This window comes from Nonomuraea longicatena (assembly GCF_039525605.1).
GTDB classification, from domain to species: Bacteria; Actinomycetota; Actinomycetes; order Streptosporangiales; family Streptosporangiaceae; genus Nonomuraea; species Nonomuraea longicatena.
Genome location: NZ_BAAAHQ010000001.1, coordinates 765,230 through 784,091 on the forward strand (window position 1 = coordinate 765,230; position 18,862 = coordinate 784,091).

The 18,862-nt window shown below is 70.6% G+C and carries 16 protein-coding genes; 6 read left to right on the forward strand and 10 right to left on the reverse strand.

The annotated features are described in order from the left end of the window. Positions 1–8 precede the first annotated feature (8 nt). Genes ABD120_RS03395 through ABD120_RS03410 form a run of 4 tightly spaced genes read left to right on the forward strand, consistent with a single transcriptional unit; the run spans position 9 to position 5,417 of the window. A complete protein-coding gene (locus tag ABD120_RS03395; protein ID WP_343948165.1) occupies positions 9–845 on the forward strand; it encodes a carbohydrate ABC transporter permease in 837 nt (278 codons plus the stop codon). A 26-nt stretch (positions 846–871) separates the two neighbouring features. Continuing rightward, positions 872–2,347 (forward strand): right-handed parallel beta-helix repeat-containing protein, encoded by a 1,476-nt coding sequence (locus ABD120_RS03400; protein ID WP_343948166.1) that lies wholly within the window; start codon positions 872–874, stop codon positions 2,345–2,347. Between the two features lie 26 nt (positions 2,348–2,373). Beyond that, the gene (locus ABD120_RS03405) at positions 2,374–4,461 is read left to right on the forward strand and encodes a DUF5107 domain-containing protein (protein WP_343948167.1); all 2,088 of its coding nucleotides are present in this window, start codon (positions 2,374–2,376) and stop codon (positions 4,459–4,461) included. Then, a complete protein-coding gene (locus ABD120_RS03410; RefSeq protein ID WP_343948168.1) occupies positions 4,458–5,417 on the forward strand; it encodes a Gfo/Idh/MocA family protein in 960 nt (319 codons plus the stop codon). Before ABD120_RS03405 ends, ABD120_RS03410 begins: the two co-directional genes overlap by 4 nt. Here the strand turns inward: ABD120_RS03410 and ABD120_RS03415 are convergent. The 4 genes from ABD120_RS03415 to ABD120_RS03430 form a co-directional block, all read right to left on the reverse strand. Continuing rightward, positions 5,392–6,372: a hypothetical protein gene (locus ABD120_RS03415; protein WP_343948169.1), complete on the reverse strand. Its 981-nt coding sequence runs from the start codon at positions 6,370–6,372 to the stop codon at positions 5,392–5,394. The genes ABD120_RS03410 and ABD120_RS03415 overlap by 26 nt on opposite strands. Before the next feature lie 168 nt (positions 6,373–6,540). Next, positions 6,541–8,169, reverse strand: coding sequence for a type 2 periplasmic-binding domain-containing protein (locus ABD120_RS03420; protein WP_343948170.1), 1,629 nt, complete (start codon positions 8,167–8,169; stop codon positions 6,541–6,543). A gap of 12 nt (positions 8,170–8,181) precedes the next feature. Then, positions 8,182–9,081 (reverse strand): carbohydrate ABC transporter permease, encoded by a 900-nt coding sequence (locus tag ABD120_RS03425; protein WP_343948171.1) that lies wholly within the window; start codon positions 9,079–9,081, stop codon positions 8,182–8,184. Beyond that, positions 9,078–10,046: an ABC transporter permease gene (locus tag ABD120_RS03430; protein WP_343948172.1), complete on the reverse strand. Its 969-nt coding sequence runs from the start codon at positions 10,044–10,046 to the stop codon at positions 9,078–9,080. The genes ABD120_RS03425 and ABD120_RS03430 overlap by 4 nt, the downstream gene beginning before the upstream one ends. 135 nt (positions 10,047–10,181) lie before the next feature. Between ABD120_RS03430 and ABD120_RS03435 the strand changes: the two genes are divergently transcribed. Beyond that, positions 10,182–12,938, forward strand: coding sequence for a glycoside hydrolase domain-containing protein (locus tag ABD120_RS03435; RefSeq protein ID WP_343948173.1), 2,757 nt, complete (start codon positions 10,182–10,184; stop codon positions 12,936–12,938). Here ABD120_RS03435 and glgC read toward each other — a convergent pair. After that, complete coding sequence (gene glgC, locus ABD120_RS03440; RefSeq protein WP_343948174.1) at positions 12,907–14,142, reverse strand: glucose-1-phosphate adenylyltransferase; 1,236 nt, start codon at positions 14,140–14,142, stop codon at positions 12,907–12,909. The genes ABD120_RS03435 and glgC overlap by 32 nt on opposite strands. A 70-nt stretch (positions 14,143–14,212) precedes the next feature. On the opposite strand from glgC, the gene glgA reads away from it, so the two are divergent. Next, on the forward strand, positions 14,213–15,391 hold the full coding sequence (glgA, locus tag ABD120_RS03445) for a glycogen synthase (RefSeq protein WP_343948175.1): 1,179 nt from the start codon (positions 14,213–14,215) through the stop codon (positions 15,389–15,391). A 20-nt stretch (positions 15,392–15,411) separates the two neighbouring features. Here glgA and ABD120_RS03450 read toward each other — a convergent pair whose 3' ends face one another. The 5 genes from ABD120_RS03450 to ABD120_RS03470 all read right to left on the reverse strand — a co-directional run bounded on the left by ABD120_RS03450 (position 15,412) and on the right by ABD120_RS03470 (position 18,810). After that, the gene (locus ABD120_RS03450; protein WP_343948176.1) at positions 15,412–15,780 is read right to left on the reverse strand and encodes a PH domain-containing protein; all 369 of its coding nucleotides are present in this window, start codon (positions 15,778–15,780) and stop codon (positions 15,412–15,414) included. Between the two features lie 63 nt (positions 15,781–15,843). Next, positions 15,844–16,245 carry a nitroreductase family deazaflavin-dependent oxidoreductase gene (locus tag ABD120_RS03455; protein ID WP_343948177.1) on the reverse strand — a complete coding sequence of 134 codons (402 nt, stop codon included), beginning with the start codon at positions 16,243–16,245 and terminating at the stop codon, positions 15,844–15,846. A gap of 151 nt (positions 16,246–16,396) precedes the next feature. Further along, on the reverse strand, positions 16,397–17,581 hold the full coding sequence (locus ABD120_RS03460) for a glycoside hydrolase family 16 protein (protein WP_343948178.1): 1,185 nt from the start codon (positions 17,579–17,581) through the stop codon (positions 16,397–16,399). A gap of 142 nt (positions 17,582–17,723) precedes the next feature. Then, a complete protein-coding gene (locus ABD120_RS03465) occupies positions 17,724–18,158 on the reverse strand; it encodes a hypothetical protein (RefSeq protein ID WP_343948179.1) in 435 nt (144 codons plus the stop codon). Positions 18,159–18,234: 76 nt separating this feature from the next. Beyond that, a complete protein-coding gene (locus ABD120_RS03470) occupies positions 18,235–18,810 on the reverse strand; it encodes a class I SAM-dependent methyltransferase (RefSeq protein ID WP_343948180.1) in 576 nt (191 codons plus the stop codon). Positions 18,811–18,862 lie beyond the last annotated feature (52 nt).

An 18,862-nucleotide genomic window follows, 5' to 3' on the forward strand; every position in this document is an offset into this window, starting at 1 on the left:
GTCCCGCCGTGAATGTGAAGCAGTCGCCGATCCGCCGGATCGGCGTGGCCGTCGTCTGGCTGGTCGTCGCCGCGGACATCGCGCTGCTGGCGTGGATCTTCCTGACCTCCGTCCGCGAGACCGGCGCCATCTTCGACGAGCCCTTCGCCCTGCCCGAAGGGCTCGCGCTGGGGAACTACACCGGCGCGTGGACCGACGGCGGATTCGGCTCCGCCGCCCTCAGCAGCGTGCTCATCGCCGTCGTCTCCTCGCTGGCGGCCGTCGCGCTCGCGGCGCCCGCGGCGTACATGCTGGCCCGGCGCAGGACCCGCACCTCCAGCGCCATCACCATGACCTTCGCCATGGGCCTCGGCGTGCCCGGCCAGGTACTGCTGATCCCGCTGTTCGTCGGCATGGCCGGGGTCGGGCTCGTCGACACCTACCTCGGCCTGACGCTCATCTACGTCGGGCTGGCCATGCCGTTCACCGTCTTCCTGCTGACCGGCTTCTTCGCCGGCGTCCCCGTGGCTCTGGAGGAGGCCGCCGCCATCGACGGGGCGACCGGGGTGCGCTCGTTCGTCCGCGTCATCCTGCCCGTCGCCAGAGGCGGGCTCATCACCGCCTTCCTGCTGCAGTTCATCGGAGCCTGGAACGAGACGCTGTTCGCCATCGCGTTCATGCAGAGCGACGACAAGATCACCCTGCCCGTCGCGCTCGTCAACTTCGTCAAGATGCAGCAGTTCAACGGCCTGGACTGGGGAACCATGTTCGCCGGCATGAGCATCATCCTCGCCCCGATGGTCGCCCTGTTCGCCTGGATGGGCACCCGCATCATCCAGGGGATGACCGTCGGGATCGGCAAGTGATCGCCACCCAAAGGAGAAAACCCCCCGTGAAATCCGTTCTCGCCGGGCTGGTCGTCGTCGCGCTGACGGCGAGCCCCGCAGCCGCGGACCCCGTCAGCGGCGCCGGTCACGGCCATGCCGTCCACGTGGACTGCGGCTCGGCCAAGACCCCCAAGGGCAGCGTCGGCCACCCCCTCAACTCCCTCGACCAGGTCAACGCCCTCGACCTCGGTCCCGGCGACCGCGTGCTGTTCAAGCGCGGCTCCACCTGCACCGGCGCGCTCGCGCCGAAGGGCTCCGGCGCCGAGGACCGTCCCATCACGATCGACGCCTACGGCAGGGGCGCCAAGCCCCGCATCCAGGGCGGCGGCGCCGACGACGCCGTCAAGCTGCACAACCAGCAGTACTGGGAGATCGCCAACCTCGACATCGCCAACACCGGCGCAGCCCCCGGCAAGCGCAGGGGCGTGCGCGTCAGCGGCCGCGACGCGGGCACCCTCAGGCACATCGTGCTGCGCGGCCTCGACGTGCACGACGTCAACGGCGACGACTCCAAGGACGAGTACGGCTCGGCCGGCATCACCATGTGGGTCGAGGGCAACACCGTGCCCACCCTCTTCGACGACGTACGGATCATCGGCAACACCGTCACGAGCGTCGACCGCTCCGGCATCTTCCTGTTCTCCACCTGGAACAACTCCGGCTGGGGCCGCGAGCCGGGCAGGCGGCACATCCCCTGGACCGGCGTGAAGGTCAACGGCAACACCGTGACCGACGTCGGCGGCGACGGCATCGTGCTCGGCAGCGTCACCGGCGCCCTCGCCGAGCGCAACCGCGTCCACGGCTTCCAGCGCCGTTCCAAGGGCTACAGCGCGGGCCTGTGGACGCACAACTCCGACGACGTGGTCATCCAGTTCAACGAGGTCTCCGGCGGCGAGACCACCCGCGACGGCATGAGCTTCGACGTGGACGAGAACGGCTTCGGCACCGTCTTCCAGTACAACCACAGCCACGACAACCAGGGCGGCTTCATGCTGTTCTGCAACGCCGGCGGCAAGATCAAGGACGCCGTCGTCAGGTACAACCTGAGCGTGAACGACCACTTCAGGGGCATCGAGAACTGCAGCGGCGGCGTCGAGAGCGCGGCCGTGTACAACAACACCTTCGTCATCGGCGACGGCGTCACCCAGACCGTCATCAACGAGAACAACGCCAACCGGCGCGAGGTCTCCTTCACCAATAACCTGGTCGTGACCCAGGGCACCGGCAAGGCGTACTTCAACCTGCGCTCCGGCGGCTACAAGCTGGAGAACAACCTGCTGTTCAACGTGCCCGTGCCGCCGGGCGCGACCGGAACCGTCACCGGTGACCCGCTCCTGACCGGCGAGTACAAACTGAGCCCCGGCTCGGCCGCGCTGAAGGCGGGCAAGGAGATCGACGACAACGGCGGGCGCGACCACTTCGGCAACCCCGTCACCTGCACGCCCGACATCGGCATGCACCAGCTCACGCCCTGCGACTGACCCGCCCACACCTCGGGGACCACCACATGACCAGCATCCTCCGGAGCGACGTGCTCCGCCTGCCCGCCGCCGAACCGCCCGCCTCCGGCCTGCTGCCGATCCTGCACGGCACCCGGGTCCAGCCGGGCCTGTCCGGCGCCGACGCCGAGATGTCGGCCCAGATCGGCTACGGCCAGCCGGGCTCGCTGCTGCCGTACACGACGCAGGACGGCTACTCGCGCTCGCGCCACGAGCGCGAACTGCCGGTGGTGGTCCTTGAGAACTCCCAGCTCAAAGCCACTTTCCTGCCGGGGTACGGCGGGCGGCTGTGGTCGCTTGAGCACCTGCCGTCCGGCCGGGAACTGCTGCACCGCAACCCGATCCTGCAACCCGCCAACCTGGCGCTGCGCGACGCGTGGCTGGCCGGAGGCGTCGAGTGGAACCTCGGCGCCACCGGCCACTGGCCGCTCACCTGCGAGCCCGTGCACGCCGTGCGGGCGGCACTGCCGGACGGCACCCCGATGCTGCGCATGTACGAGTTCGAGCGGCTGCGGCGGCTGGTGCTGCGCGTGGACGCCTGGCTGCCCGAGGACTCGCCGGTGCTGCTCGTCCGGATCGCCGTCCACAACCCGGCGCCCGCAGAGGTGCCCGTGTACTGGTGGTCCAACATCGCCGTCCCCGAGGCGCCCGACGTGCGGGTCGTGGCGCCCGCCGAACGCGCCTACCACTTCGACTACACGGCCGAACTGCGTGTCGTGGACTTCCCCGAACTCGACGGCGTCGACCGCAGCTACACCGACCGGGTGCCGCGCTCGGCCGACTACTTCTTCGAGATCCCCGGGCAGGAACGCCGCTGGATCGCCGCCCTCGACGGCTCGGGGCGCGGGCTCGCCCAGACCTCGACCGACCTGCTGCGCGGCCGCAAACTCTTCCACTGGGGCACCGGCGCGGGCGGGCGCCGCTGGCAGGAATGGCTCAGCGGGCCCGGCTCCCGCTACCTGGAGATCCAGGCGGGACTGGCCCGGACCCAGCTCGAACACCTGCCGATGCCCGGCCGTACGACCTGGACGTGGGCCGAGGCGTACGGCCTGGCAGAAGCCGACCCGGCCCGTGTCCACGGCACCTGGGAGCAGGCCCGCGCCGCCGCCGCCGAGGCCGTCGACCGGCTGGTCTCCCGCGAGACCGTCGAAGCGGCACTCGGCGTGACGGCCGTCGTGGAGGAGCGGCTGGCCCACGGCTCCGGCTGGGGCGCCCTCGAACTCGCGGCCGGGGCGCTGGCCGACACGCCCGGCCTGCCCTTCGGCGAGCCGGGTGAGGAGCAGCGCCCCTGGTCGGAGCTGCTGGCCACGGGCCGCCTGCCGGTCTGCGACCCGCCCGCCGCACCTGTCACCGGGCCCCGCTGGCGGGCCCTGCTGGAGGCCCACCCGGCCGACTGGCACGCCCGCTACCACCTGGGGCTGGTCCGTTACGCCGACGGAGATCTGGCGGGCGCCCGCGAGGCGTGGGAGGAGTCCCTGACCCTGCGCCGCACCCCGTGGGCGCTGCGCTGCCTGGCCGAGAGCACCCGCCTGGCGTCACACGCCGGACCGGCCGACAGCGCCCGCCCCGCCGGTGAGCCTACCGCCGGGACGGTGCCTGAAACGGTGCCTGAAACGGTGCCTGAAACGGCGGATGGAACGGCCTCCGACACGGTACGGGAATCGGCGAGCGCGGCGGCCGTCGAGACGGCCGGAGTCGCCGACCTGCTTGTGGAGGCCCACACGCTCGCTCCCGGCCTGCTGGAACTCACGATCGAGACGCTGCGCGCGCTCCTCGACGCGGACCGGCCCGCCGACGCGCTCGCCGTCCTCGACGGCCTGCCCGACCACCAGCGCGTCCTCGGCCGCCTGCGGCTCATCGAGGCGAGCGCCGCCCTCGCGACCGGTGACCTCGACCGGGCGGGCACCGTCCTGGAGAGCCGGATCGAGGTGCACAATCTCCGTGAAGGGGAGATGTCCTTGGGCACCGTCTGGTTCGCCTACCACGAGCGCCGTCTGGCGGGCGACGGCGAGATCACCCCCGAGATCAGTGACCGGGCCAGGCGGGAACACCCGCTGCCCGGCGGATACGACTTCAGGATGCAGGAGCGCACATGAAAGAACTTGCCTGGGGCATCGCGGCCACCGGAGGCATCGCCAGGACCGTCGGCGCGGTGATCGCCGCCGAGCCCGGCATGCGCGTGGCCGCCGTGGGCTCGCGCGAGCTGGGCCGGGCCGCCGCGCTCGCCGCCGACCTGGGCGCCGAGCGCGCCTACGGCTCCTACGCCGAACTGTGCGCGGCCCCCGAGGTGGACGCGGTCTTCGTCGCCACCCCGCACGCCCAGCACCTGGAGGTCGCCGAGGCCGCCATCGCCGCCGGCAAGGCCGTGCTGTGCGAGAAGCCGCTCACGGCCAAGCTCGCCGAGGCCGAGCGCATGGTCGCGCTGGCCCGCGACGCCGGTGTCTTCCTCATGGAGGCCATGTGGATGCGCTTCAACCCGCTCATCCGGCGCATCGTCGCCGACGAGCGCTTCGGCGAGATCCGCTCGGTGCAGGCTAGCTTCGGCTTCAACCGCCCCTATGATCCGGCCGACCGGCTGTGGAACCCCGCCACCGGCGGGGGAGCGCTGCTCGACCTGGGCGTCTACCCGTTCGCGCTGGCCCAGCTCATGCTCGGCGAGCCCGAGGAGATGCACCTGACCGGCACGCTCGGCCCCTCGGGCGTGGACGCCGAGGCGGGCGCGCTGCTCACCTACCGGGGCGGTGCCCGCGCGCTGCTCGACACCTCCCTGGTCAGCCCGATGGCCAACAGCGCCGTGATCGTCGGCACCGAGATGCGCGCCGACCTCGACGCCGCCTTCTGGGCGCCGAGCCGCATCGTGCTCACCCGGCCCGGCCACGAGCCGGAGGAGCACCTGCTCGGCTCGGCCGACGGCGGCTACCAGGGCGAGGTGCGCGAGGTCAGGGACGCGCTGCGCGAAGGCAGGACGGAAAGCGCGATCATGCCGCTGGACGACAGCCTCGCCGTGATGCGCCTGCTGGAGGAGGCTAGGCACCGCCTCGGCGCTCGATGATCCGCTCGGCCACCTGCCGCAGGCGCGGCAGCACGGCCGTCACGTCGGCGGCGCGGGCGACGGGGTCGTCCGCGCCGAGGTCGGCGAGGATCTCCCGGAAACCGGGGGACTCCGCGCGGCCGAGGATCCGCAGGCAGCGCGCGTAGGTGACCGCGATCCAGAACATCGCCTCGCGGTGCAGTCCTCGCGCGATCAGTTCCCGGCTGCCGTGCACCGCGATGTGCCTGGCCTGCGGGGAGATGTCGGAGGCGAACGGGTACGGCGCCGCCTCGACGTGCGCGGCCTCGTCGAAGACCGAGGTCAGCGCCGCCAGATGCCGCTCCACCCGGCCCGGACCCAGCCGGGTGGAGCCGAGCAGGTCGAGCAGCTCCTCGTAGAAGGCGGAGAAGCCGTTCTGCATGAGCAACTGCCTGGCCGCCGGGTAGCGCAGCCGCACGGTGGGGTTGCGCAGCCCGGCCGTGAGCAGCACGTGCGTGGTGATCCCCGTGCCGAACAGCAGGGCCATGACCCGCGCGGGGTACGTCCGCGCCGTCGCCGTACCGGACAGGGCCTCCACGACGCGCCGCTCGGCGTGCTCGCATCGCCGCCGCACCCATTCCGCCTGCGCCCAGCGCGGCCCCACGGCGGCCTGCAGCGCCCGCAGCCGCCCGCTCGGGTCGGTCAGCACGTGGTCGGTCTTGAACGCGCCCGCCAGATGGTAGTGGCCCAGCACAGCCTCCGGTGACGGCAGATCCGCCCAGGTCAGGTAGGTGACCTCCAGCAGCGCCCCCTCGCGGCGGAACTTGCCGAGCTTGGGCCGCGCGCCGGGTGCCACGACCATCACGTCCACGTCGGATGCGGCGGGCACCTCGGCGTCGCCGGGCAGCCAGGTGAGCGATCCGCTCAGGAAGGCCCCCTCGTGCGCGGCCTCTGCCGCCCACCGGGCCGCCACGGCGCGGGCGTCGCGCACTCTCACCAGGCTCCCTCCACACAGTGACCCGCACTACGACCCACACAGTGACTACACATACACAGTGACCCACACGGCGACACGGCCCCCAGGGACCCTACCGCGACGCGAACGGCCCGGGGACCTCGAAAGGTCCCCGGGCCGCTCGGCTGCCGGGAGTCGGTCGCGGGTGTCTCAGCCCGCCTTGGCGATCGACTCCTCGAACTCCTGGCGGATCTTGTCGCCGCCGTTGCTCTTCCACTCCCCGACGACGCCGGACATCTCGGTCTGCGAGCGGCGGCCCGCGACGACGTCCTCGACGAACTCGTAGACCTTCGAGGTCAGGGACTGGCCCTTGTCGACGTTCGTCTCGGAGTAGTGGCCGAGGATGGGGCTCGGCACGGAGATCTCCAGCAGTTGCTGCTGGGCGGTGTGGATGGCCTTGGTGGTCTCGTCCTTGCCCGGGTAGTAGAGGAACTCCGGCGACTGCGCCATGAACTTCAGCTGGTTGCCGAAGCCCAGCAGCGGCTCGCCTTCCTTCGTCTTGACCGGGGCGCCCTTCTCCATGTTGTGGTGGGTGCCGGCCACGCCGTAGTTGAGGAAGAACCACTCCTCGCTGCCGAACGGCGCCGCCAGGAAGTCGAGCACCTTGAGCAGCATCTTGACGCGCTTCTCCTCGCCCTTCTTGATGCCGGTGAAGCCGACCGAGCCCCGGGCGAGCTGGTGCACGCCCTTGCCGCCGTCGTGGCCGAAGGGGATGAGGGTGGTCAGCTCCCACACGTCGCCGTAGCCGGGGTTGTTCGGCGTGCCGACCCAGCCCGCGCCCGAGACGACCTGCGCGGCGACCGTGCCCTCGGCGACCTTGGAGGCGATGTCGGTGATCTTGGGGTCGGGGTAGAAGACCCCGGCCTTGAACGCCTTGGTGGCCATCTCCAGCGCCGAGGCGTACTCGGGCGTCTCGAACATGTGCGTCAGCTTGCCGCCCTCAAGGCGCCACACGTTGGCGCCCCGGAAGATCTGGTTGAACTGCGCCACCGCGTTGACGTAGGCGGGCTCCAGCGCCCACTTGCCGCCCTTGGCGTCGGTGAGCTGCTTGAACTTCTCCAGCAGCTCGTCCGGGCTCTTGGCGGTGAAGCCGTCGACGCTGTCCCAGCGCTCCTTGTTGCCCTGGTAGACCTGTCCGAAGTAGCTGTAGGCGACCGGGACGCCCCAGATCCGGCCGTTCATGACCGAGGCCAGCCACGTCATCTCGGGCATGTTGGCCAGGTTCGGGAACTCCTTGACGGCGTCGCCCGACACGTACGGGGTGATGTCGGCGAACAGCGCCTCCGCCATCTGCGCGACCTTGGTGAGGCCCTGGTTGGGGGCCACCCACATGAGGTCCTTGATGTCGCCGCCCGCGACGATGGTGTTGAACTTGGTCGGATAGCCCTCATCGTTGCCGGTGTCGAGCTGGAAGGTCACCCCGAGGCGCTTGTTGACCTCCTGCCAGAAGGAGTTGCCGTCCATCGTCGGCACGACCGGGCCGTCGTAGTAGGTCAGGGCCGTGACGGTGCTGCCGTCGCCGGGCACGTTCGGGACGGTCTTGACGGGGCTGGCGGGGAACTTCAGATAGCCGGGGTCCAGACCCTGGGCGTTGCCCGGCAGATCCGGCGTCGGCCCCGCGAAGGGCACGTACGTGGGCATCTTGAGCGGGCCGCTCGCCGCGCCGGCCTTGGAGCCGGCGGCGCCGCTGCCGCCGCCGTCGGAGCTGCCGCAGCCGGTCAGGACGCCCGCCGCGGTGAGGCCCGCGAGGCCCAGGAAGGAACGCCGGTCGAGTTTCATGGTGCAGGCTCCTTAGCCCTTGATCGCGCCGGTGAGGACGCCCTTGACGAAGTACTTCTGGAGGAAGGGGTAGACGCAGACGATGGGGAGCACTGCGCAGACCAGGACGGCCATCTTGATCGCCTGGCCCGGAGGCAGGGCGGCGATGCCGAGGTCGCCGGCGTTCATTTCGCCCGCGTCGATGATGTACGAACGCAGGATCATCTGGAGCGGGTACTTGTCGGACTCGACGTAGATCATCGCGTTGAAGAAGGCGTTCCAGTAGCTCACGGCGTAGAACAGGCCGACGACCGCGAGGACCGCCTTCGACAGCGGCAGGACGACCCGCCACAGGATCGTGAGGTCTCCGGCGCCGTCCATGCGGGCGGCGTCGAGCAGTTCGTCCGGCACGTTCATGAAGAACTGCCGCACGACGATCACGTTGAAGGCGTTGAGCAGCACCGGCAGTACCAGCGCCGCGTAGGTGTTGAGCATCCCGAGTTCCTTGACCAGCAGGAAGCTCGGGATGATGCCGGGGGCGAACAGGAACGTTCCCAGCATCATCATCACGATCCAGCGGCTGCCGAGGCCGCCGGGGCGGCTGGTGCCGTAGGCGAGCATGATGGTGGCGAGCATGCTGAGCGCGGTGCCGATGCCGGTGACGCCGACCGTCACGAGCGCGGCCTTGGTGACCACGCCGCCCGACAGCAGCACCTGGTAGGCCTCCAGGGTGGGCTCGGACGGGAACAGCACCCAGCCGCCGGACTCACGCAGTTCGTCGGCCCCGGCCAGGCTGGTGCCGACGGCGAGGACGAAGGGGTAGAGCACGAGCAGGCAGATGATGACCAGCGCCAGGCCCTTGACCAGGCGGCCGGCGACGGTGGGCCGTTCCATCCACGGCGGGAGTTCCGGCAGTGCGAACGGATTCCTCATCGGCGGTAGACCCCCTGCTCTCCGAGCCGGTGCGCGAGTTTGTTGGCGGCGATCATCAAGGCGGCGCCGACGATTCCCTTCATCAGGCCGGCGGCGGTGCTGGCCCCCCAGTTGCCGTCGATGATGCCGTTGTAATAGACGTAGGTGTCGATCACCTCTGAGGCGTTCGCGCCGACGAATTTTCGCTGGAGCAGGATCTGCTCGAAGCCGACCGACAGGATGTCGCCGAGCCGCAGGATGAACAGCATGATCAGGATCGGCCGGATACCCGGCAGCGTCACGTGCCAGAGCCTGCGCCACTTGCCGCCGCCGTCGACGGCCGCGGCCTCGTAGAGGTTCTGGTCGACCGCCACCAGCGCCGCCAGGAACATGATCGTGCCCCAGCCGGTGTCCTTCCAGATCACCTCGGCGGTGACCAGGAGGGAGAACATGTCGGGGTTGTTCATGATGTTCAGGACGCCGACGTCGTTCTGGCGCAGGAACATGTTGAGCGAGCCCGCGCCGCCGAACACCTGCTGGAACATCGCGACGACGATGACCCAGGACATGAAGTGCGGCAGGTACACGATGGTCTGCACGAAGCGCTTGAGCCGGTTGCCCAGCATGCTGTGCAGCAGGAGCGCCAGTGCCAGCGGTGCCGGGAAGTAGAGCACGAGCTGCAGGAGGGTGATCTCCAGGGTCCGCAGGACCGCCCGCCAGAAGGTGCTGTCGGACAGCATGGCGGAGAAGTTCTCAAGGCCGACGAACGGGCTGCTGAAGCCGAGGAACGGCGAGTAGTCCTGGAAGGCGATGACGTTGCCGAGCAACGGGACGTAGAAGAACAGCACGAAGTAGAGCGCGCCCGGCAGGGCCAGGAAGAACAGCGTTCTGTCCCGTCTCCAGCGCCCGGCCCGCTTCCCGTTCGCCTCACCTTCGGCACGGCGGCGCCCCTTCGGGGGGCGTACTGGCGACTCGACCGTCGTCACGACTCACCTTCGTCCGGTTTACGGGGGATTGATCCGACATCGTCGGAGATGCAGAGTGCCCTGGTCAATAGTGTTCGCAGTATTTATGAAAGCGACATCTTTAATCACCGTTGTGCACACGTTAGCCTGTCCGCCATGCGACAACCCCATGAGACCGCCTCCGCGTGGGCTCCCGCCGAGCTCGGAAACCACCGCGTCCGCGTCCACGTCGAGGACGGCGCGCGACCGGCGTGGGTGCCGGTGCCGTGGCTGACCCCCCAGCACCACAAGGGCTCCGGGGTTGTCACGACGGCCGGTGGGGAGGAGGTGGGCCGCGCGCACGCCGCCGAAGGCGGCTACGTGTTCGCACCCGTCCTCGGCCCCGGCGAGTACGTGCTCTACTACACGCCCTACCGGGATGTCGCCAAGCCACAGTACCCGCAGCACGACTACCTCGACCCCACCCCTGACCTGCCGGAAGGGGAGCCCGTCCGCTGCCTTGTGGCGGCCTGGGAAGCCCGTACGGAACACGACCGCTACACCGACATGGAACGCCCGGCCCCGCCCCAGGAGGGCCTGCTCGTCTTCGGCGAGAGCCGCGAGCACCCCGTCCGCATGCGCGCGCTGCCCGCCCGCTGGCTGGAGCGCGAGCCCGGCCCCGTCCGCCTGCGGGCCGCGCCCGGCGAGTACCTCGCCTTCCAGATCGGCGTGTACGCCTCCAGGCCGCTGCGCGATGTCCGCGTCGAGTCCGACCTGCCGGGCTTCACCTGCTTCACCCTCGGCGGCAACGATCACCTCGGCCGCGACTTCACCCGCCGCCTCGACGTGCCCGAGCACACAGTGCAAGCGCTCTGGTGCGGAGCGTCGAATTCCGAAAGAGACTTCACTGTCACCGTGACGGCGGAGGACGAGCGCCCGCACACCGTCGCCTTCACCGTCGAGACCGCGGGCGAACCCGTCACCGACGCCGGCGACTCCGACCCCGCCCGCCTGTCACGGCTGCGCTGGCTGAACTCCGGCAAGGGCCGCGACGACACCGTCGTGCGCCCCTACACGCCCGTCACCTGCGACGGCGTCGTGCTCGGCGTCCTCGGCCGTACCGTCACCCTCGCCCCCGACGGCCTGCCCGCCGCGCTGACCTCGTACTTCACCCCCGAGGCCACCGCCGTCGGCGAGCGGCCCACCGAGATCCTCGGCGGGCCGGTCCGCTTCGAGGTGCCCGGCCACGACTGGCACGGCGACGGGGTCCGCGTCACCGCGCACGGCACGGCCGCCGCCTCCTGGACCTCCCGGCTGCGCGCCGGAGCACTCACCCTCGACCTCGACGGCACCCTGGAGTTCGACGGCACGCTGACCTACCGGCTGGAGCTGAGCGCGGCCAAGGCCGTCGAACTCGCCGACACCCGGCTGCGGGTGCCTTTGGCGGCGTTGCCGTACCAGATGGGGCTGGGGCGGGCCGGAGGTGCCCGTGCGGACCTCGACTGGCACTGGGACGTCCGCCGCAACCAGGACGCCGTCTGGATCGGCGACGTCAACGCGGGCGTGCAGGTCAGGCTCAGCGACGAGCACTACGTGCGGCCGCTCAACACCAACTTCTACCACCAGCGCCCGCTCGTGCTGCCGCGCTCATGGCACAACGAGGGGCGCGGCGGCATCCGGCTCACCCGCGACGAACTGCTCTGCCACGGCGGGCCCCGCCGGATGGCGGCCGGCGAGCGGCTGCGCTTCGACGTGCGTCTCACGCTCACGCCGTTCAAGCCGATCGACACCGGCGCCCACTTCACGCAGCGCTACCTGCACGCCTACCGGTCGGCCGAGGAGGCCGCCGCCACCGGCGCGACCGTCGTCAACACCCACCACGCCACCGCGGTCAACCCGTACATCAACTACCCGTTCCTCGCCACGGACCGCCTCCGCGAGTACGTCTCCGACCTGCACGCGGCCGGGCTGAGCAGCAAGATCTACTACACGGTGCGCGAGCTCACCACCCGCGCGCCCGAGTTGTGGGCGCTGCTCAGCCTCGGCGACGAGGTCCTCGCGGAGGGCCCCGGCGGTGGCGCCGCCTGGTCGCGCGAGCACGTCGGCGACGGACGGCTGCCCGCCTGGTTCGCCACCCCGACCGACGACTCCTCACTGATCACCAACGGGAACTCGCGCTGGCACAACTACTACGTCGAGGGCCTCGACTGGCTGGTACGCGAGATCGGGATCGACGGACTCTACCTCGACGACGTCGGCTTCGACCGCGAGGTCATGAAACGGGTGCGGCGCGTGCTCGACCAGCGCCCCCACCCGCTCGTGGACCTGCACTCGGCCAACCAGTTCAACGAGAAGGACGGCTACGCCAGCAGCGCCAACCTCTACCTGGAGCTGCTGCCGTACGTGGACCGGCTCTGGTTCGGCGAGTACTTCGACTACGCCGCCGCCCCCGACCAGTGGCTGGTCGAGACCTGCGGCATCCCCTTTGGCCTCATGGGCGACATGCTGGAAGGCGGCGGACACCCCTGGCGCGGCCTCGTGTACGGCATGACCGCCCGCGTGTACGCGGGCGAGGGCGACCCCCGGCCGATGTGGCGGCTGTTCGACGCCTACCGGGTGCCGCAGGCCCGCATGCTCGGCTACTGGTCGCCGTCGGCGCCCGTGCGCGCCCTCGACGACGACGTGCGCGCCACCGCCTACGTCGGAGAGGAAGGCACCCTCGTCGCGCTCGGGAGCTGGCACGACGGCCCCACCGCCACCAAGCTCGACCTCGACTGGGACGCGCTCGGCCTCGACCCGCGCACCGCCGTACTGCGCTCGCCCGCCGTCGAGGGGCTGCAGGACAGCGGGGTCTTCTCCGCCTACAAGCCGGTCCCGGTGGACGGCGGGCGGGTGCTGTGGGTCAGCGGTCCACGAACTCGTTCTTCCCGATGACCACGATCCCGTCCCTGGTCACCGCGAAGCGCGTGCGGTCGTAGTCGAGGTCGAAGCCGATCCGGGCGCCGTCGGGGATCACGACGTTCTTGTCGACGATCGCCCTGCGGACGACGGCGCCCCTGCCCACCTTCACGTTGTCCATGATCACCGAGTCCTCCACCAGCGCGTGCGAGTGGAGGACCACCCTCGGCGACAGGATCGACCGGGTCGCCGTCGCCCCCGAGACGATCACCCCGGGTGAGACCAGCGAGTCGATCGCCCGGCCCACCCGGTCGCCGTCGTTGTGCACGAACTTGGCCGGGGGCAGCGGCAGGTGCCCGCCGAAGATCGGCCACCGGTCGTTGTACAGGTTGAACACCGGATGCGCCGAGATCAGGTCCATGTGCGCCTCGTAGTAGGCGTCGAGGGTCCCGACGTCGCGCCAGTAACCCCGGTCGCGCTCGGTCGAGCCCGGCACCGCGTTGTCGGCGAAGTCGTAGACCTCGGCCCCGCCCGACTTCACCAGCATCGGGATGATGTCGCCGCCCAGATCGTGCTTGCTCGTCGGGTCGAGCGCGTCCTCCCGCAGCGCCTGGATCATGGCCTGCGTCCTGAACACGTAGTTGCCCATCGAGGCGTACACCTCGCCGGGGGAGTCGGGCAGCCCCGTCGCGTCCTTGGGCTTCTCGCGGAAGGCCGCGATCTTCCGCCCGGCCGGATCGGTCTCGATCACCCCGAACTGGTCGGCCAGCGCCAGCGGCTGCCGGATCGCCGCCACCGTCACGTCGGCGCCCGAGCTCTCGTGCTGCTCGACCATCTGACGCGGATCCATCCGGTAGATGTGGTCGGCGCCGAACACGATCACGTGCTCGGGCATCTCGTCGTAGATCAGGTTCAGGTTCTGGAAGAGCGCGTCCGCCGACCCCGCGAACCAGCGCGGGCCCAGACGCTGCTGCGCGGGCACCGGCGTCACGTAGTTGCCCAGCATCGCCGACAGCCGCCACGTCTGCGAGACGTGCCGGTCGAGGCTGTGGTTCTTGTACTGCGTCAGCACCACGATCTTGAGATAGCCGCCGTTGGCCAGGTTGGACAGCACGAAATCGATCAGCCGGTACATCCCGCCGAACGGCACCGCCGGTTTCGCCCGGTCCGCCGTCAGCGGCAACAGGCGCTTGCCTTCTCCACCGGCCAGCACCACCGCGAGAACACTGGGGGACGTCATGGACAGGAAGCTACCCGTAATCGGGCGTCCTATCGACCACCTGCGGCAGCGGCCCACTAAGGTGGTGACCGTGCGCGTCGATCTGCTGAGCCGTGAGTACCCACCGGAGGTCTATGGCGGCGCCGGTGTGCACCTCGAATACCTCTCCCGCGAACTACGCCGCCTGGCCGACGTACGCGTGCGCTGCTTCGGCGCCCGCCGCGAGGAGCCCGGCGTCAGCGCCTACCGGGTGCCCGGCGGCCTGGAGGGCGCCAACGCCGCGCTCCAGGTGCTCGGCGTCGACCTGGAGATGGCCGCCGCCTGCGACGGCGCCTCCGTCGTCCACTCCCACACCTGGTACGCCAACCTCGCGGGACACCTGGCCAAGCTCCTGTACGGCGTCCCCCACGTGGTCACCACCCACAGCCTGGAGCCGCTGCGCCCCTGGAAGGCCGAGCAGCTCGGCGGCGGCTACGCCGTCTCGTCGTGGGCCGAGCGCACCGCGCTGGCCGGAGCCGACGCGGTCGTCGCCGTGTCCGAGGGCATGCGGCGCGACGTGCTCACCGCCTACCCCGAGATCCCGGCCGAGCGGGTGCGGGTCGTCCACAACGGCATCGACACCGCCGAGTACCGCCCGGACCCCGGCGTGGACGTGCTGCTCAAGCACGGCGTCGACCCCGACCGGCCCTACGTCGTCTTCGTCGGCCGCATCACCCGGCAGAAGGGCCTGGTCCACCTCCTCCACGCGGCCCGCGACCTCGACCCCGCCGCCCAGCTCGTGCTCTGCGCCGGAGCGCCGGACACACCCGAGATCGCCGCCGAGGTGCGCGGCCTGGTCGAAGAACTGGCCCGCTCCCGCGACGGCGTCGTGTGGATCTCCGAGATGCTGCCCAAGCCCGAGGTCGTCCAACTGCTCACCCACGCGCGGGTGTTCGTGTGCCCGTCGGTGTACGAGCCCATGGGCATCGTCAACCTGGAGGCGATGGCCTGCGAGAGCGCCGTCGTCGCCACCGCCACCGGCGGCATCCCCGAGGTCGTCGCCGACGGGGAGAGCGGGCTGCTCGTCCCGATCGACGCCGGGCCGGACGGCGAGCCCCGCGACCCGGCCCGGTTCGCCGCCGACCTGGCCGCGCGCGTCAACGCCGTCCTCGGCGACCCGGCGCTCGCCCGAGACCTGGGCGTGGCCGGGCGGGTGCGGGCCGTCGAGCACTTCTCCTGGGAACACGTCGCCCGCCGTACCCACGAGTTGTATCTCGAACTCACCGGCTGAGCCGCACCGGCGACCCGAGCTCAGCGGGCCGAGATGTAGTGGAGGATCACGTTGTGCACGTGGTGGGCCTTCTCGCTGCCCCGGAAGTCGACCTCGTAGGTGTGGGTGCCGACGTGGACGGCGATGGCGCCTGAGGAGAAGAACCCGCCGGCGAGCGACTTGTTGCTGACCACGCTCACCGCGGAGATCTTGCCGTAGGGGATGCTGGTGATCGCGATGCGTTTGCCGACGAACGACTTGTCCTGGACGATCACCCGGCGGTCGGTCAGCCCCAGAAACCCGGTGCCGGTGCCGATCGCGTCGTAGACGGCGATGATGCGCTCACCCGGCATCAGGCCGCTCTCGATCTGCCTGAGCTGCTCTTTCCTGTCGTACGGGATGTCAGCCATACCCGGACAACGAACGATCTTCCACCTGTCGTTCCTGGGGGCGCGCCGCGCCCCCAGGAAGGGTCAGGCGCGCTCCAGCACCACCACCGGGATCGGGCGGTCGGTCTTGAGCTGGTAGGAGTCGTAGTCGGGCCACGTGGCGGTCATCAACGCCCACAGCTCGGGTTTCTCCTCGTCGGTGGCGGTACGGGCCCGCGCCCGGAAGCGGTCGGCCTTCACCTGCACCTCCACCTCGGGGTCGGCCAGCAGGTTGGCGTACCAGTCCGGGTCCTCCGGCGCGCCGCCCTTCGAGGCGACCACCACGTAGGAGTCGCCGTGGGGCTGGTAGATGAGCGGAGTCGTGTAGGAGCGGCCGGAACGGCGGCCGCGCGTGGTCAGCAGCAGGATGGTGGTGCCGTTCCAGTCGTGGCCCTCTGCGCCACCGGTCCGCTGGTAGGTCTCGACGTGTTCCTTGCCATAGAGCATGCGGATCCGATACCCCGCGGGGGCGTGGTCGCACCGCTACCGTCCAGGGTCTGTACGGGAAGTTGACGCCGCGAACACCTTGGACCGGCTCGAACCGGCGGCCCCGTCACACTGGAGTTCGAGCCACCGACGGCCCGCCGCCGACCTCGGGTCAGAGCATCGGCTTCTGGTACGCGCGCACGTGGTCGACGACCAGTTCGGCCGGGAACCTCGTGCCCGCGTCCGGCAGGCCCACCCACTCCGGGCCGCCGACCGCCAGGTTGAGGATCAGCGTGTGGGCGTGCCGGTAGGACTGCTCCCACGACGTTCCCGCCTGCGCGGCCGTCAGCGTACGGGTGACGACGCCGTCGATCGACCACTTGAGGTAGCCGTCAGGCCCGGCGTCCCAGTCGACCGCGTAGGTGTGGAACCCGTCCACCCGCCCCCCGCCCGGGATGGTGGCACTGTCGCCGAAGTGCAGGTACGGATCACCGCCGTGCGCGTGCTGCTCGGCCAGCGTCGGATGATCGCCCCTGATCTCCACGACGTCGATCTCGCCGCTCCTCGGCCACGGGACGGTCGGGTTGTTGTGGCCGACGGTCCAGAACGCCGGCCACAGGCCCTTGCCCAGCGGCGCCTTCATCCGCACCTCCAGCCGCCCGCCCGTCTGCGACCAGGCGACCCGGCTCTCGGTGGCCCACTCGATCATGGTCAGGCGGGCGCTCGCGTACTTGCACTCCTGGGTGCCGCAGAGGGCGCCGGGCGTGACCCGGTCGTCGGCGGTCAGCACCAGGTGGCCCTGGCCGTCGAGGCGGGCGTGGTCCATCTTGTACTCGGCGATCGTGCCGGTGCACGCCTGCCGCCAGCAGGGGTCGTTGAACCAGACGGGCGTGCTCAGGCCGTGGTTGGGGCCCGCGCCCGCGGGGCCGTCGAAGTCCTGGGAGAAGGTGACGGGGTTGTCGGCGGCGGTGACGGTGAACGACTGTCGCGGCGTGAGATTCGTCCAGACGCCGCCGGACAGGTAGGCGAAGAAGTAGGTGTAGCGGCCCGGGGGGTAGGAGCGGGGGTCGGACGTGAACGTCGTCCCGCCGGTGCCGAGGGTGGCCGGCCTGGCGCCGGGGAAGTCCACGATCTGGTCGGCGGCGTCGCGGACGGCGATGGTGATCACATCGGCCTGCAGCGGCCCCGAGGCGCGGACGCTCGCGGTGGCCGTGATCGGCCGACCCGCCGTGGGGGAGGCGCTGCTGATAGTGAGGGAGTCGACGGTCACCGTCGGGGCGGCGCTCGCGGGCAGGGCGGGTAAGGATGCCGCCCCGAGGGCGGTGATGAGGATCAGCGCGCGGACCAGGGTGCGCATGTTCGGGGTTCTCCTTGCTTGGTCGTCCGGCAGGTAGTGATCATCTTCCTGGGCATCATGAGATATCCGGAAATCAAGCGTTCCAACGCCGGGGAGCACGGCCGGGTAGGGGGCTGAGGGGGTGTTGCTGTCGTCCGGGGGGCTACAGGAGGGCGCGGGCGGTCGTCGTCAGGTTGGGGGCGGCGTCGAGGGTGCTGATCCGGAGGGCGGTCTCGGGGGTGCGTTCGCGGATGTCGCGCTCGCGGATGGCGAGGACGGCGGGCGTCGCCGTGCCACCGCCGTAGCTGGAGGCGACGGCGGCCGAGACCGCGTGCCGTACGTCGGCGACGACCGTCCGTGCCGTGTGCCCCCGACCGGCGACGGCGAGGCGGCCGAGCAGGGCGGCGAAGCGCAGTTCGGCCGCCGGGCGCTGCCGGACCGGCGCCGGCCGGTCGAGCCAGAAGACCGCCCCCGCCAGGAAGCAGTCGTAGGGCAGCGCGCGGGCCGCGCCCGTCAGCAGTGTGCCGAACTCGGCCAGGTCGGTGTCAGGCGGCAGGTCGGTCGTGACGAGCATCGGCACGATGAGCGAGTCGAGCATCAGCAGCACCCTTCCGTCAGGTCGCTCATCGTAGGCGCGCCCACCGACAATTCTCCGCCGCCCGGACCGCTGTTGGTCAGGGCTTGGTCCAGACGAGGGAGTACCGCCAGAGCGTGTGCCTGCGGTAGCGCGCGCCGGGAAGCAGCCTCAGGCCCTCACGGCGCACCTGCGACCATGACATGGACGGCTCGGCGACGGGCGCGGGCGACTGGTCGTAGCCGTGCACGCGGTACAGGACCTGGTGGGTCACGACACTCGCGGCGTCGTAGACCCAGTCGAGCGGGGTGCGGTTGGCGGCGACGCCGACGACGACCAGCCGGCCGCCCGGCCTGAGCAGGTCGGACATGCGCCGGAGGGCGGCGGTGAAGTCCATGTGGTGGATGACGGCGACCGTGCTCACGAAGTCGAAGCCCTTGTCCGGCAGGTCGCAGGTCAACAGGTCGCCCTCGACGTAGCGCAGGGAGGGGGCGAGCTTCCGGGAGAGGGTGACCATCTCGGGCGACAGATCGAGCCCGGTGACCCGGCCGGACATCGTGGCGAGCTTGCGGGTCAGGAGCCCGTCGCCGCAGCCGATGTCGAGGGCGTCGGCGCAGTCGCGGGGCACCTGTTCCAGGATCAGCGGGTGGAAGGCGATGTTGTGATTCCACGGCATCGCGTCACACTACAGTGATCGGATGCGAACCCTCCTGATCAACGGCGTCGTG

What these genes read in the sequence shown, in the direction of transcription:
- ABD120_RS03470 (WP_343948180.1), bottom strand. Translation starts at nt 18,810, where the DNA reads ATGCCGTGGAATCACAACATCGCCTTCCACCCGCTGATCCTGGAACAG.
- ABD120_RS03460 (WP_343948178.1), bottom strand. Translation starts at nt 17,581, where the DNA reads ATGCGCACCCTGGTCCGCGCGCTGATCCTCATCACCGCCCTCGGGGCG.
- ABD120_RS03455 (WP_343948177.1), bottom strand. Translation starts at nt 16,245, where the DNA reads ATGCTCTATGGCAAGGAACACGTCGAGACCTACCAGCGGACCGGTGGC.
- glgC (WP_343948174.1), bottom strand. Translation starts at nt 14,142, where the DNA reads ATGACGTCCCCCAGTGTTCTCGCGGTGGTGCTGGCCGGTGGAGAAGGC.
- ABD120_RS03410 (WP_343948168.1), top strand. Translation starts at nt 4,458, where the DNA reads ATGAAAGAACTTGCCTGGGGCATCGCGGCCACCGGAGGCATCGCCAGG.
- ABD120_RS03435 (WP_343948173.1), top strand. Translation starts at nt 10,182, where the DNA reads ATGCGACAACCCCATGAGACCGCCTCCGCGTGGGCTCCCGCCGAGCTC.
- ABD120_RS03450 (WP_343948176.1), bottom strand. Translation starts at nt 15,780, where the DNA reads ATGGCTGACATCCCGTACGACAGGAAAGAGCAGCTCAGGCAGATCGAG.
- ABD120_RS03405 (WP_343948167.1), top strand. Translation starts at nt 2,374, where the DNA reads ATGACCAGCATCCTCCGGAGCGACGTGCTCCGCCTGCCCGCCGCCGAA.
- ABD120_RS03420 (WP_343948170.1), bottom strand. Translation starts at nt 8,169, where the DNA reads ATGAAACTCGACCGGCGTTCCTTCCTGGGCCTCGCGGGCCTCACCGCG.
- ABD120_RS03465 (WP_343948179.1), bottom strand. Translation starts at nt 18,158, where the DNA reads ATGCTCGACTCGCTCATCGTGCCGATGCTCGTCACGACCGACCTGCCG.
- ABD120_RS03425 (WP_343948171.1), bottom strand. Translation starts at nt 9,081, where the DNA reads ATGAGGAATCCGTTCGCACTGCCGGAACTCCCGCCGTGGATGGAACGG.